A 13391-nucleotide genomic window follows, 5' to 3' on the forward strand; every position below is an offset into this window, starting at 1 on the left:
CTCCCATGTACGAAGCATCGTTCGAGCGATGCTCTTGTTTCGGTTAATTCCGTGGTGGCGATGCAAACTATTCGTTGGCGACGAGTGATTTGATGCTGCGCGCGAGGCCGAGGATGCGCGGGCCGCATTCGCGCTCGATCTGCTCGGCGCTGAAGCGAAACGAGGGAATGCCGCAATTCACCGAAAGGCAATCACCGGCCGGCGTGCGGTACAGCGGGGCTGCGACGCCAAAGATCTCGCGCCGCCATTCGCCGAGCGAGACCGCGAAACCGCGTTCCCTGCAAAGCTCGCTGTCGGGCAGCGTCCGCGCCTGCACGTATTTCAGTTCCTCGGGACGTTCTGCTTTCACGGCTTTCACGTAGTTGTCGCGCTCGTCCGCGGTGAACAGCGACAGCAGCGCGCGGCCGACCGCGGTGGTCGCCATCGTTCCGGTAAAGCCGACGTCGGGCATGTGCGGCACCGCATCGGTGGTGCGCAGCGTCTCGACATAGATGAAGTCGAGGCCGAACGGCATCGCGATCGATACGGTGCCGCCGGTGTAGGCCGCGAAGTCGCGCATCAGGGGCCGCGCCAGCTGCCGCACCTTCAGCGGCGAGAGCACCGGATAGGCCGCCGCCAGGATGCCGAGCCCGAGTTCGAAGCGGCCCTTGGCGTCGCGCTTGAGATAGCCGAGCTGCGCCAGCGTGTGGGTCAGCCGTGACACCGTCGGCCGCGACAGGCCTGTGCTGGCGGCAAGGTCGGCATTCGACAGCGCGCCGCTGCTGTGGCGGAACGCGGCCAGCACATCGAGCCCGTGCGCCAGCGTCGTGGCAAAGGACGGATCGCTTTGTTCCGCCACGGCTTTTGGCCGCGAAGGAGCAAGTCGGCTGAAGGGGGAGGTCGAGGCCATGCCAAATAATGGACAGAATATCGAGTACTGTCAATATAATGAAACAGATTTGCCTTTCGTGTCGGTATGCGTTTAAATGCCGCCTTGTTTGGGGAGGCAGTATGGACTTCGATCTATCCGCGCGGTCGGAGCAGTGGCGGGCACGGCTTGCAGCCTTTTTCGATCGGGAAGTGCTGCCGCGCCATCGCGACTGGCTCGCGCATGTCGCCGTCAGCCGCGAGACGCCGCCCTTCATGGCCGGACTGCAGCAGAAGGCGCGGGAAGCGGGGTTGTGGAATCTCGGCCTGCCCGAACTCGCCGATGACGAGCCGGGGACGCGGCTCTCCAACCTCGAATACGCGCCGCTGGCCGAGATCATGGGCCGGCTGTTCTGGGCCTCCGAAGTCTTCAACTGCCAGGCGCCCGACGTGCCCAACATGATCGCGCTGCAGAATTGCGCCACGCCGGAACAGAAGGTGCGCTGGCTGCGGCCGCTGCTCGAAGCCAAAACCCGTTCGGCCTTCGGCATGACCGAGCCCGACGTCGCCTCGTCGGATGCGACCAATATTGCGACCCGCATGGTCCGCGACGGTGACGACTACATCATCAGCGGGCGCAAATGGTTCATCACCGGCGCGGCGCATCCGCGCTGCAGTTTCCTCATCGTGATGGGCGTGACCGATGCGGAGGCCGATCGCACCCGGCGCCATTCCTGCATCATCGTGCCGATGGAGGCGCCGGGGGTCCGGCTGGTGCGCTCGCTGCGCTGGATGGGCTGCGAGGATCACACCGCGCCGATCGGTGAACTCGCGTTTGAAAATGTCCGCGTACCCGCCGCCAACCTGCTCGGTGCGGAAGGCGAGGGTTTTAAAGTCGCGCAGATCCGGCTTGGGCCAGCGCGCATTCACCACTGCATGCGCTCGATCGGGCTCTGCGAACTGCTGATCGAACTGATGATGGTGCGATCGGCGGAGCGCTCGGCCTTCGGCCGCACCATCATTCAATACGACACCGTGCAGCGCTGGATCGCCGAATCCCGCGTCGAGCTCGAGCAGGCGCGCCTGCTGGCCTGGCGCTGCGCGTGGCGGCTCGACCAGGCCGGCCACCACGGCGCCTGGCGTGACGTTTCATTGATAAAAGTCGCGGTGCCCGCGATGCTGCAGCGGATCGCCGACCGCGCCATGCAGGTGTTCGGAGCGATGGGCGGATCCGACGATACCCCGATCCACCAGGCGCTGGCCTGGGGACGCCTCTTGCGGATCGGCGACGGGCCGGACGAGGTGCACCTGCGGCAGATTTTCAGGATGGAGGCGATGCCGGTATGGTCGATCGCGGGCTCGCCGTATCTGGCGGCGCGGCCGGCGTGAGCGGTGCAAGTTCCGTACCTCTCTCCGCAAGCGGGGAGAGGGAGAAACATGACATCTTCTAGAGGCACTTTCGGATGACGGTCATCGACGGCTCCCAACAGTTGCACATCGACAAGGAGAAGCTGCGCCGGAAATACCTGGAGGAGCGCAACAAGCGGCTCCGCGCAGACGGCAACGACCAGTATGTTCAGGTAAAAGACCAACTCGCCCATTATCTCGACGATCCCTATACGCCCGTCACCCCGCGCGAACCAAAGACCGACCACGTCAGCTTCGCGTTCATCGGCGGCGGTTTTGCGGGGTTGGTCACATCAGCGCGGCTCGCGGAGGGCGGTGTTACGGACGTCCGCATCATCGAGAAGGGCGGCGACTTCGGCGGTACCTGGTACTGGAACCGGTATCCCGGCGCGCAGTGCGATACCGCGTCGATGGTCTACATGCCGCTGCTCGAGGAAACCGGGCACATGCCGTCCGAGAAATACGCGCATGCGCCCGAGATCCTCGAGCACTGCCGGCGTATCGGCAGGCAATACAAGCTGTATGACAACGCGCTGTTTCACACCGAGGTCACAAGCCTGGCGTGGGACGAAGCCGCCTCGCGCTGGGTCATCCATACCAACCGCGGCGACGCCTTCACGGCGCAATTCATCGGTTTGGGCACGGGGCCGCTGCATGTCCCGAAATTGCCCGGCATACCGGGAATCGAAGCGTTCAAGGGACATTCGTTCCACACCAGCCGATGGGACTACGGCTACACCGGCGGCGATCCCTCGGGCGCGCCGATGGACCGGCTGGCGGACAAGCGCGTCGGGATCATCGGCACGGGTGCGACATCCGTCCAGTGCGTGCCCCATCTGGCGCGCGCAGCCAAAGAGCTTTACGTCTTTCAACGAACGCCGTCATCGGTCGATGTCCGCGCCAATGCGCCGATCGATCCCGAATGGTTTTCGACCATCGCGACGCCGGGGTGGCAACAGCGCTGGCTGGAGAATTTCACCGCAAACCAGGCCGGCGGCAACGCAACGGAAGATCTGGTTCAGGACGGCTGGACCGATCTGTCGCGGCGGATCCGCAGCAAGATCATGCAGCTGCCGCGGGAGCAGCGAATTCCGAAAAACATGCTGGCGGCCTTCGAAGACTCCGACTTTGAAAAAATGGAAGAGATTCGCAAGCGGGTCGATGCCATCGTCGGGGATCGCGAGACCGCAGCGAAACTCAAGGCCTGGTATCGTCAGCTCTGCAAACGGCCGTGCTTCCATGACGAGTACTTGCAGGCCTTCAACACGCCCGGAACGAATCTGGTGGACACCGACGGCAAGGGGGTCGAAAGGATCACCGAAGCCGGCGTCGTCGTCGCGGGCGAGGAATACAGGCTCGACTGTATCATCTACGCATCGGGGTTCGAGGTCGGCACCGAATACAGGCGGCGATCCGGCTTCGATCTGATCGGCCGCGGCGGTGTCCGGCTGTCGGAGCATTGGGCGGATGGCATGCGCACCAAGCACGGCATCCATGTGAATGGTTTTCCCAATGCCTTCTTCGTGCAGCCGACGCAGGGCGCAAATCTCATCTCCAATGTGCCGCATAACCTCACGGAGGCCGCCAGGACCATCGCCTTGATTGTTACGCATGCGCGAGAGAATGGCTTCAAGGAAATCGAAGTGACGGGGAAGGCTGAGGACGACTGGGTCGAGTTGCTGCTGACTGGCGCCGGCCGGATGATCGGCGGGCCGGATTGCACGCCGGGTTACTACAACAATGAAGGGCGTGAGCCGGGCCCCGCGGCGCGGCTGAATGTCGGCCATCCCGCGGGAGCCATGGCCTACTTCAAGTATATCGACGCGTGGCGCAGCGCCGGGGATTTTGAAGGGCTGCGGTTTCGCTGAGATTGGTTAAGTCGCTTGCTGCCCATGCTTCGAGACGCTCGCGTCGCTCGCTCCTCAGCATGAGGTTGTTTTGTTTCTGCAGATTGAACCTCATCCTGAGGAGGCCACGAAGTGGCCGTCTCGAAGGATGGGCAGCAAGACCGGTATGTGATTCAGGGAGAACACAAATGACCCAAACAGGCACCAGTGAAACCCCGAGGGAAATGCCGAAGGACGCCTCGGTCCCCGTGATCGCGCAGCATACGGCAACTCTGAAGGCGTTGCCGTTTTCCGATACGCGCGATTTCGACGAAGCGGCGCGCGGTTTTCTCGGCACGCTGGACCATGCGCGGATCACCTCGGCGCAGGGCAGGGTGGTCTGGAGCCTCGAACCCTATGGTTTCCTCTCTGAAGCGGAAGCGCCGCCGACGGTGGATCCGAGCCTGTGGCGGCAGTCGCGGCTCAACATGAACCACGGCCTGTTCGAAGTCGTGCCCGGCGTCTATCAGGTCCGCGGCCTCGACATCGCCAACATGACGCTGATCGAGGGCGACAGCGGTGTGATCGTGGTGGATACGCTGACTTCGATCGAAGGCGCACGCGCTGCGATGGCGCTGTATTTCCAGCATCGCGGTGAACGGCCGGTCGTGGCCATCATCTTCACCCACACCCATACCGACCATTGGGGCGGCGCGCGCGGCGTGCTTGATGAGGCGGCGCTGGCCGGCGGCAAGGTTCCGATCATCGCGCCCAATCTGTTCATGGAGCACGCGGTTTCCGAAAATATCATCGCCGGTCCCGCCATGCTGCGGCGCGCGCAATATCAGTTCGGTCCACTGCTGGCCAAGGGACCGCGCGGGCAGGTCGATTGCGGCCTCGGCAAGTCGATGGCGGTGGGGTCGGTGTCGCTGGTGCGGCCGACCGACCTGATCATGGCCACCGGCGACCGCCGCAGTATCGACGGGGTCGAATTCGAATTCCAGATGGCGCCGAATTCCGAAGCGCCAGCGGAAATGCATTTCTTCATTCCACGCTACAAGCTCTTGAACCTGGCGGAGAACTGCACGCACAATTTTCACAATCTGCTGCCGTTCCGCGGCGCCGACGTCCGCGACGCGCTGGCCTGGTCGAAATATCTCGGCGAGGCATTGCAGATGTGGGGCGGCAGGGCCGATGCGATGTGCGGCCAGCACCACTGGCCGGTATGGGGACAAGAGCGCATCGACACCATGATCCGCCAGCAACGCGACCTCTACAAATTCGCGCATGACCAGACCATCCGCCTGATGAACCACGGCCTCACCGCCGCCGAGATCGCCGAAACGATAAAGCTGCCTGCCAGCCTCGACGGCGCGTGGCATGCGCGCGGCTATTACGGCCATATCCGGCATAATGTGAAGGCGATCTACCAGAAGTATCTCGGCTGGTACGACGCCAATCCCGTCAATCTCGATCCGCTGCCCCCGGTCGAGGCCGGCAAGAAATACGTCGAATATATGGGCGGCGCCGACGCGATCCTCGCGCGCGCCCGTCAGGATTTCGGCAGGGGCGAGTTTCGTTTCATCGCCCAGGCGCTGAGCCATCTGGTGTTCGCGGATCCCGACAATCAGGCCGCGCGCGCGCTACTTGCCGATACAATGGAGCAGCTCGGCTATGCCGCCGAAAGCGCGACCTGGCGCAACGCCTATCTGTTCGGCGCGCAGGAGCTGCGGCAGGGGATGCCGAAGGTGCCGGCGCGCGCGGCGATGCCACGCGAAACGCTGGCGGCGCTGCGCACCGAGCAATTGTGGGACGTGCTCGGCATCAGGCTCAACGGCCCCAAGGCCGAGGGCAAGCACATCGTGATCAACTGGAATTTTACCGATACCGGCGAGTCGTTCGTTCTGACGCTGGAGAATTGCGCGCTGACCTATGTCGCGGGCGCGCAGGCGGCGACCGCGGACGCCGGCTTCACGCTGCCGCGCGGCGCGCTCGACGAAGTGATCGCAAAGCTGACGACGTTTCAGGACGCGGTCGGCAGCGGCGTGATCAAATTCACCGGAAATCCGATGCGGCTCGGCGAGTTGATGATGCTGATGGACGATTTCCCGCGGATGTTCGAGATCGTCGAGCCGAAGCGGACGGCGGTGAGCTAGAAGATTCGTCATTGCGAGGAGCGCTTGTCGCAATGACGGTCGGTAGACAGCGGAAAACTACTCCGCGCTGCTCACCAGCTTGATGCGCGGTTGGGCGGCTTGCGTCAGGCTGCGATAGGCGGCGAGATAATCGAGCGCCATGCGCCGGGCGGTGAAGCGCGCCTCGAACTGCTTGCGGATCGCAACCCGGTTCAGGCCGGCCAGCCGGCCAACGGCGACGACCGCGCTGATTTCATCCTCGACGATGAAGCCGGTCAGGCCGTCATCGAGGATCTCCGCGACCGAGCCGCGGTTATAGGCGATCACGGGCGTGCCGCACGCCATCGCCTCGATCATCACCAGGCCGAACGGCTCCGGCCAGTCGATCGGGAGCAGCAGGCCGATGGCGCCGCTCAGAAACTCCGATTTCTCGGAGTCGCCGATTTCTCCGATATATTCGACCAGCGGATTGCCGTCGATCAGCGGTCGGATCAGTTCGTCGTAATATTCCTGATCGGAGCGGTCGACCTTGGCGGCGATTTTGAGCGGAATGCCGCAGCGGGTCGCAATACGGATCGCTCGATCCACACCCTTTTCCGGCGCGATCCGGCCGAGCACCGCGAGATAGCCAGGCTTGCATGGTTGCGGCGTCAGCAGCTTTTCCGGCAGGCCGTGATGGATGGTGCGGAGCCAGTTGGCCTGCGGCACCGGGCGTCGCTGCGAGTCCGAGATCGAAATCACGGGAACCCGCGAAAAGATGTTGAATACCGGCTGATGCTCGGGCAGGTCCAGCCGGCCGTGCAGGGTGGTGAGGAAGGGCGTCGGCTGCCGGTAGAACAGCGAGAACGGATAATAGTCGAGATGGAAATGCAGGATGTCGAATTCCTCGTCGTCGCATTTCTGTCGCACCCGCTCCAGCATCACCATGTGCAACGCATTGGGATCGCGTACCGATCCGTCAAGGCGTAACGCCTTCGGCCAGGTTGCGTCGAGTTTCGCCGAGGTTTGTGAATCGCCACTGGCGAACAGGGTGACGTCGTGTCCCAGCGCGACCAGTTCTTCGGTCAGCCAGTGTACCACGCGTTCGGTTCCGCCATACAGCTTGGGGGGAACAGCTTCCGTCAGCGGAGCAACCTGCGCAATGCGCATCTATTCGCCTCCTGTTGTGTATAAGCGTTGAACAAACGCTCCCTGGCGGTGTTGGCGTGGGAATACCGAGTCGGGAACGTTCTCGCATGTGCGAAGTTCCCTTGTGGACGCATAGTTCTTCCACACCATGGTCTTGCTGATGACACCCGGCCCGATCAGGTTCCGTCGTCGCTATTGCTGAGGGATGGAAATGGTTGGGAGTCCGGGTTTGTTTCGACTGGCGTACCTTCGCGAGGAGCGCGCAGCAGACAGAACAGCTAAAGGCAATCAATGGCAATCGAAGCCGTGACTCAGTTTTCCAGGATCCGTGAGACCGAAGCGGTCCAGGAGTCGCCGTTCTACATCCCGATGACCGGGCCGGCGTCGAGGCCGCGGCGTTCGCTCAAGCATGACGATACTTTCATCGTGCTCGACAGCCATGGCGATATCGGCGCGTCCGCCGGCGGGCCCGACGGCCTGTTCAATGCCGACACCCGCTACCTCGCCCGGCTCGAACTGGTGCTGGACGAAGTACAGCCACTGCTGCTCGGCTCCAATCTGCGCGACGATAATTCGGCGCTCACCATAGATCTCACCAATCCTGACGTCTACAAAGGCGACCGGATCGTGCTGCAGAAGGACATGCTGCACATCGTGCGGACGATCTTCTTGTGGCGCGGAACCTCGTATCAGCGGATAGGCGTGCGCAACCACGGCGACCGCCCGGCGAGCTTCGATCTGACGCTGCTGTTCGACAATGATTTCGCCGATCTGTTCGAAGTTCGCGGCGAACGCCGCCCGCGCCGGGGTATCGCCTCCAGCAAGGTGGAAGGCGCCGCTGATGTGACGCTGGACTATCGCGGGTTGGACGGCGCCGCGCGGACGACCGGGCTGCACTTCGAGCCGGCTCCCGCAAAGCTTTCGGCCAATGCGGCAATGTACCATTTCGAGCTCGCGCCCCAGCAGGTGACCTCGCTGTTCATCGCGGTCTCCTGCAACAAACCTCTGATGCACAAGCCGGCGCCGTTCTTTCGCGGGATGCTGGCGCACCGACGCGAAATGCGCCGTTCGAGCGCGGGCGCAACCTCTACCGAGACCTCCAACAACATCTTCAATGAGGTGCTGTGCCAGGCGATGGCCGATCTCAACATGCTGATGACGGAAACGCCGCAGGGCCGATATCCCTATGCGGGGATTCCCTGGTACTCGACGACTTTCGGCCGCGACGGCCTGATCACCGCGATGCAGATGCTCTGGGTCGACCCGCGGATCGCGCGCGGCGTGCTGAGGCGGCTGGCCTACCACCAGGCAAAGTCGGTCGATCCGCTCGCCGATGCCCAGCCCGGCAAGATCCTGCACGAAATGCGCGGCGGCGAGATGGCGGCGCTGCGCGAGGTGCCGTTTGCGCAGTATTACGGCAGCGTCGATTCGACGCCGCTGTTCGTGCTGCTGGCCGGTCTATATGTCGAACGGACCGGCGACGAAGAAACACTGGCCGAGTTGTGGCCCGCGATCGAAGCCGCGCTGCACTGGATCGACGGTGCGGGCGATCCTGACCGGGACGGCTTCGTCGAATATCAGCGTGCCTCCGAACAGGGGCTCGCCAATCAGGGCTGGAAGGATTCCTACGATGCGATCTTTCATGCCGACGGACAGCTCGCCGAAGGCTACATCGCGCTAGCCGAAGTGCAGGGCTATGTGTTTGCCGCCAAGCAGTTGGCCGCGCGCTGCGCCCTGCGTATGGGGCTCGTTGAAAAGGCCGGCCAGCTTGTGATCGAGGCGCAGGAACTGGCCGCGCGATTCGAGCAGGCGTTCTGGTGCGAGGAGCTCGGCACCTATGCGCTCGCGCTCGACGGCGCCAAGCGCCAGTGCAAGGTGCGAACCTCCAATGCCGGACAGTTGTTGTTTACCGGCATCGCGCGGCAGGACCGCGCCCGCAAGGTCGCCGCCGATTTGATGCGACCGCACTTCTTCACCGGCTGGGGCATTCGCACCGTGGCGCGCGGCGAAGCGCGCTACAATCCGATGTCCTATCACGACGGCTCGATCTGGCCGCACGACAATGCGCTGATCGCGCTCGGGCTGGCGCGCTACGGACTGAAGCACTCGGTCGAGCATCTGTTCAAGGGCCTGTTCGACGCCGCGAGCTACATGGATTTGCGGCGGCTGCCGGAACTGTTTTGTGGGTTTCAACGCGAGAAGCGGCGCGGGCCGACGCTTTACCCGGTCGCCTGCGCGCCGCAGGCCTGGGCGAGTGCTACGCCGTTCACCTTGCTGGAGGCGGCGCTCGGTCTGGAATTCGACGTCCAGCGCGGCGAAATCCGCCTGCGCGATCCCCGCCTGCCGGCTTTCCTCAACGAGGTGGTGCTGCGCGATTTGCGGCTCGGTCCGTCGAGCGTCGATCTTCGTATCCGCCGCTACGGCGAGGAGGTGTCGCTAGAGGTGATGCGCACCCGCGGCCAGATTCAGGTGTCGATCGTGCTGACCCATTGAAAGCTGCGAAACGCACGCTGATCAGGTGCGCTCACGCGTCCATATTGTGCAGGCGCTGGCGGTTGCGGAGCAAGATCTGGCGGGCGCCGGAGAATCCCAGCACGCCCTGGGCCTGCAGCTGCGAAAGCGCGCGCGACACCGTTTCCAGCGTCAGGCCGAGATAATCGCCGATGTCGCGGCGGCACATCGGCAACGCCATCATGCCGGCGACCGCCAGCCGGCGATCCATTTCCAGAAGGAAGGTGGCGACCTTCTCCATCGCGGTCTTGCGCCCGAGCAGCAGCATGTGATCCTCGGCGTGCCTGAGGTCGCCGGCGGTGATGGTCCAGAGATTGCGGGCGACCTTGACGTCGAGGCCTGCGGCCTGTTCGAGGCTGCGGCGCTTGACCAGACGCACGGTGGTACCAATGATGGCTTCGGCCGCCAGCCGATGGACGGAGCCGAGTTCCAGCCCGAAGACGTCGCCCGGCAGATGGAATGCGCCGATCTGGCGGCGCCCGTCGGACAGCAGCTTGTAGCTGCGGACGGCGCCCGAGATCACCTGGTAGACATATTCCGCGGGCTCGTCCTCGCCGTAGATCTCCTCATCCTTCTGGTAGCTGAATTCGGTGGCGATCAGGCCGGCATAGCCGGTGACCGCGCCGAACTGGTCGATGGTTGCATGTACAACCGGGCCGATGCGGTTTGCGATGGCGGAAGGTGGGAGGATCTGGGTGAGCATGGTCATCTCCTTGCGGCGGATGGCCATTGCTACGCGGGATCATCGAAGCTGGAAATTTCGGGCGATATCTTAAGGAGGTTTACCTACGTACTATACCGGAGGTCAGTGTCCGGGGCCGTCCTGGCGGTCCTGGCCGTCCTGGATCGCACCCCGAATACGGGTCACAAGGCTTTCATCCAGCAGCGGTTTCAGCAGAACATCGTGCACCCCCGCGGCCACCGCCCGCGCTGCGATGTTCTCGTCGGGGTAGCCGGTAATCAGGATGATCGGTGCCGCCATGTCGCGGTTGCGCAGGCGCCTCGCCAGATCGATGCCGTTCATGTCGGGCATCTTGTAGTCGATCACAAAGCAGTCCACGTCGCTTGAACGGGAGGCATTGAGCAGGGCCGAACCGTTCCGGAAGGTCCGGACCTTGAATCCGTCCGATTCAAGCAGAAACCGCAACGAGCCGAGCACATCGGCGTCGTCGTCGACGACATAGATGATTGGATTCGCGGGTATCGGCATCATGAGACCCCCACCCACCGAGTACAGAGCTGTCTGGTTCATGGTGCCAGCTAACACCCGTTTCCGATGTCGCGGTTTGATTTAGCTCAATCGTTCAGCAGGCCGGCCCGCATCGCCAGCCGCACCAGTTCCGAGAGGCTGTTGGCCTGCATCTTGGTCATGACATTGGCCCGGTAGACCTCGATGGTGCGGGGGCTGATGTCGTAGTCGCGGGCAATCAGCTTGTTGGAAAGCCCGGCGATCAGGCCGTCCATGACCTGGCGCTCGCGCGGGCTGAGCGTCGCCACCCGCGCCGCGATCTCCTGGGTGACCACCTCGCTCCTGGCGGCCGGCTCCGCCTGCCGGATCGCTGCCTCGATCATCCCGATCAGCCGGTCGTCCTCGAACGGCTTTTCGAGAAAATCGACCGCGCCGAGCTTCATCGCCTCGACGGCGAGCGGGACATCGCCATGGCCGGTCATGATCAGGATGGGAAACGGGCTTTGGCCGGCTTTCATGCGCTTCAGAAACTCGATTCCGTCGATGCCCGGCATGCGCACATCGGAGACCACACAGCCGAATTCGAGACCCGGCAGGACATCGAGAAAATTCTGGGCGGTTTCGAACAGCGTGACGTTGAAGTCGGCGGATTCCAGCAGGAAGTTCAGCGAATCCCGCATCGCCTCGTCGTCGTCGATGACATAGACCCTCCCCTTGTTCGACATCTGTCAGCTCTCGTTGTCTGCTGCGGGCAACGTGAAGCGAAACGTCGCGCCACCAGCGGCATTGCTTTCGGCCCACATCCGGCCGCCATGGGCTTCGATAATCGAACGGCTGATGGAAAGTCCCACCCCCATCCCGGTGTCTTTCGTCGTGAAGAAGGTCTGGAACAGATTGGGCTTGACGTCGTCGTGGAATCCCGAACCGGTATCGGACACCTCGATTTCGACCATGTCGTCCGCCGCCCCGGTGTTCCTGACGATCAACACCCGCCGCTGCGATTGTGCCATCGCCTCCAGCGCATTGCGAAACAGATTGACCAGCACCTGCTGGACCTGGACCCGATCCGCCAGCACCAGGTCGAACTCGGGATCGAGATTGAAACGAAGCTGAACGTTCTGTTCGCGGGCGCCGGTCAGGCCGAGTGCGCCGGCCTCTTCAATCAGCTTGGAAAGACTTTCGACGCGCTTCTCGGATTCGCCGCGCGAGACGAAATCGCGCAGACGCCGGATGATCTGGCCGGCGCGCAGCGCCTGCTCGGCGGCGCGGTCCATCGCGCTTTCGATTTTTGGCGTATTGGGATCGGCGCTGCCGGCCAGCAGCCGGCGCGAGCCCTTCATGTAGTTGCTGATGGCGGCGAGCGGCTGGTTGAGCTCATGCGCCAGCGCCGACGCCATCTCTCCCATGGCGCTCAGCCTGGAGACGTGGACCAGCTCGGACTGCAGTTCCTGCAGCCGCGCCTGGGTTTGCTGGTGCTCGGTGAGGTCGCGCACGAAACCGGTGAAGTAGGGCTCGCCGCCGGACTGCATCTCGCCGATCGACAGATGCATGGGAAAGGTGGTTCCGTCCCGGCGCTTGCCGGTCACGATCCGGCCAATGCCGATGATGTGCCGCTCGCGGGTGGACTGGTAGCGGGCGAGATAGCTGTCGTGGCGCGTCCGGTCCGGTTCGGGCATCAGCATGCTGACGTTCTGTCCGATGGCTTCGTCCTCGGAATAGCCGAACTGCCGCTCGGCGGCGGTAGAGAAGAATTGCATGATGCCATGTCCGTCGATGACGATCATGGCGTCCGGCACCGTGTCGAGAATGGAGCGGAGGTGATTCTCCCGGGTCCTCAGCGTCTCCTCGAGTTGCTTTTCTCCGTTGATATCGAACGCAATGCCGCTGACATGACGTGCGACACCGGCCTCGTCCCTGACCACGCCGCCGCGCTCGCGGATCCATTGACCGTGTCCGGACGGCGTGCCGACCCTGAAGGAGATGTCGAAATTGCCGCCGAACTCGGTAACCCGCGCGATCTCCCGTTCGGTGCGCTCACGATCCCGGGGTTCGAGCAGCGAAAGAAACAGATCGTAGCTGACGGCCTCGCCCGGCGGGATTCCGAAAAGGATTCGCGTCGTATCGGACCATTCCAGCTCCCGGGTTGCGAGATTGAAATCCCAGGTTCCGACGCCGAATCTCTCGATTCCAAGCCGGAAATGCTCCTTGCGGGCCGGATCGTCGGATGGCGATTGAGTTCTGCCGGTCACGTTACAGCCTTCGCCTTCCATCGATCCCACATCACGCCGCCGGCGCAGCACACCGTATATTTTTCCCGGTGTCTTGCCAAATCCCGCGAGGGCGGTCTCC

General features: G+C 63.3%; 10 protein-coding genes. 4 read left to right on the forward strand and 6 right to left on the reverse strand.

Features of this window, described 5'->3' with window-relative positions:
- Positions 1 to 67: 67 nt before the first annotated feature.
- A complete protein-coding gene (locus Q8N40_RS08295) occupies positions 68 to 838 on the reverse strand; it encodes an IclR family transcriptional regulator (RefSeq protein ID WP_305321919.1) in 771 nt (256 codons plus the stop codon).
- A 152-nt stretch (positions 839 to 990) separates the two neighbouring features.
- On the opposite strand from Q8N40_RS08295, the gene Q8N40_RS08300 reads away from it, so the two are divergent.
- The 3 genes from Q8N40_RS08300 to Q8N40_RS08310 all read left to right on the forward strand — a co-directional run bounded on the left by Q8N40_RS08300 (position 991) and on the right by Q8N40_RS08310 (position 6235).
- Entirely contained in the window at positions 991 to 2235 is a 1245-nt protein-coding gene (locus Q8N40_RS08300; RefSeq protein ID WP_305711486.1) for an acyl-CoA dehydrogenase family protein, read from the forward strand.
- Positions 2236 to 2309: 74 nt separating this feature from the next.
- Positions 2310 to 4121, forward strand: coding sequence for an NAD(P)/FAD-dependent oxidoreductase (locus Q8N40_RS08305; protein WP_305711487.1), 1812 nt, complete (start codon positions 2310 to 2312; stop codon positions 4119 to 4121).
- A 167-nt stretch (positions 4122 to 4288) separates the two neighbouring features.
- The gene (locus Q8N40_RS08310) at positions 4289 to 6235 is read left to right on the forward strand and encodes an alkyl/aryl-sulfatase (protein ID WP_305711488.1); all 1947 of its coding nucleotides are present in this window, start codon (positions 4289 to 4291) and stop codon (positions 6233 to 6235) included.
- 57 nt (positions 6236 to 6292) lie between these two features.
- On the opposite strand, the gene Q8N40_RS08315 is transcribed toward Q8N40_RS08310, so the two are convergent.
- A complete protein-coding gene (locus Q8N40_RS08315) occupies positions 6293 to 7363 on the reverse strand; it encodes a glycosyltransferase family 4 protein (protein ID WP_305711489.1) in 1071 nt (356 codons plus the stop codon).
- 270 nt (positions 7364 to 7633) lie between these two features.
- On the opposite strand from Q8N40_RS08315, the gene Q8N40_RS08320 reads away from it, so the two are divergent.
- Positions 7634 to 9835 (forward strand): amylo-alpha-1,6-glucosidase, encoded by a 2202-nt coding sequence (locus Q8N40_RS08320; protein WP_305711490.1) that lies wholly within the window; start codon positions 7634 to 7636, stop codon positions 9833 to 9835.
- Positions 9836 to 9866: 31 nt separating this feature from the next.
- Here the strand turns inward: Q8N40_RS08320 and Q8N40_RS08325 are convergent, their stop codons facing one another.
- The 4 genes from Q8N40_RS08325 to fixL form a co-directional block, all read right to left on the reverse strand.
- Positions 9867 to 10556 carry a helix-turn-helix domain-containing protein gene (locus Q8N40_RS08325; RefSeq protein ID WP_305711491.1) on the reverse strand — a complete coding sequence of 230 codons (690 nt, stop codon included), beginning with the start codon at positions 10554 to 10556 and terminating at the stop codon, positions 9867 to 9869.
- Positions 10557 to 10658: 102 nt separating this feature from the next.
- Complete coding sequence (locus Q8N40_RS08330; RefSeq protein WP_371135644.1) at positions 10659 to 11105, reverse strand: response regulator transcription factor; 447 nt, start codon at positions 11103 to 11105, stop codon at positions 10659 to 10661.
- Positions 11106 to 11149: 44 nt separating this feature from the next.
- Complete coding sequence (fixJ, locus tag Q8N40_RS08335; RefSeq protein ID WP_305321926.1) at positions 11150 to 11767, reverse strand: response regulator FixJ; 618 nt, start codon at positions 11765 to 11767, stop codon at positions 11150 to 11152.
- A 3-nt stretch (positions 11768 to 11770) separates the two neighbouring features.
- On the reverse strand, positions 11771 to 13312 hold the full coding sequence (gene fixL / locus Q8N40_RS08340; protein ID WP_371135645.1) for a sensor protein FixL: 1542 nt from the start codon (positions 13310 to 13312) through the stop codon (positions 11771 to 11773).
- Between the last annotated feature and the right edge of the window lie 79 nt (positions 13313 to 13391).

This window comes from Bradyrhizobium sp. (assembly GCF_030693485.1).
Taxonomy (GTDB): Bacteria; Pseudomonadota; Alphaproteobacteria; order Rhizobiales; family Xanthobacteraceae; genus Bradyrhizobium.

What these genes read in the sequence shown, in the direction of transcription:
- Q8N40_RS08305 (WP_305711487.1), top strand. Translation starts at nt 2,310, where the DNA reads ATGACGGTCATCGACGGCTCCCAACAGTTGCACATCGACAAGGAGAAG.
- Q8N40_RS08300 (WP_305711486.1), top strand. Translation starts at nt 991, where the DNA reads ATGGACTTCGATCTATCCGCGCGGTCGGAGCAGTGGCGGGCACGGCTT.
- fixL (WP_371135645.1), bottom strand. Translation starts at nt 13,312, where the DNA reads ATGGAAGGCGAAGGCTGTAACGTGACCGGCAGAACTCAATCGCCATCC.
- Q8N40_RS08315 (WP_305711489.1), bottom strand. Translation starts at nt 7,363, where the DNA reads ATGCGCATTGCGCAGGTTGCTCCGCTGACGGAAGCTGTTCCCCCCAAG.
- Q8N40_RS08325 (WP_305711491.1), bottom strand. Translation starts at nt 10,556, where the DNA reads ATGCTCACCCAGATCCTCCCACCTTCCGCCATCGCAAACCGCATCGGC.
- Q8N40_RS08330 (WP_371135644.1), bottom strand. Translation starts at nt 11,105, where the DNA reads ATGAACCAGACAGCTCTGTACTCGGTGGGTGGGGGTCTCATGATGCCG.
- fixJ (WP_305321926.1), bottom strand. Translation starts at nt 11,767, where the DNA reads ATGTCGAACAAGGGGAGGGTCTATGTCATCGACGACGACGAGGCGATG.
- Q8N40_RS08320 (WP_305711490.1), top strand. Translation starts at nt 7,634, where the DNA reads ATGGCAATCGAAGCCGTGACTCAGTTTTCCAGGATCCGTGAGACCGAA.
- Q8N40_RS08310 (WP_305711488.1), top strand. Translation starts at nt 4,289, where the DNA reads ATGACCCAAACAGGCACCAGTGAAACCCCGAGGGAAATGCCGAAGGAC.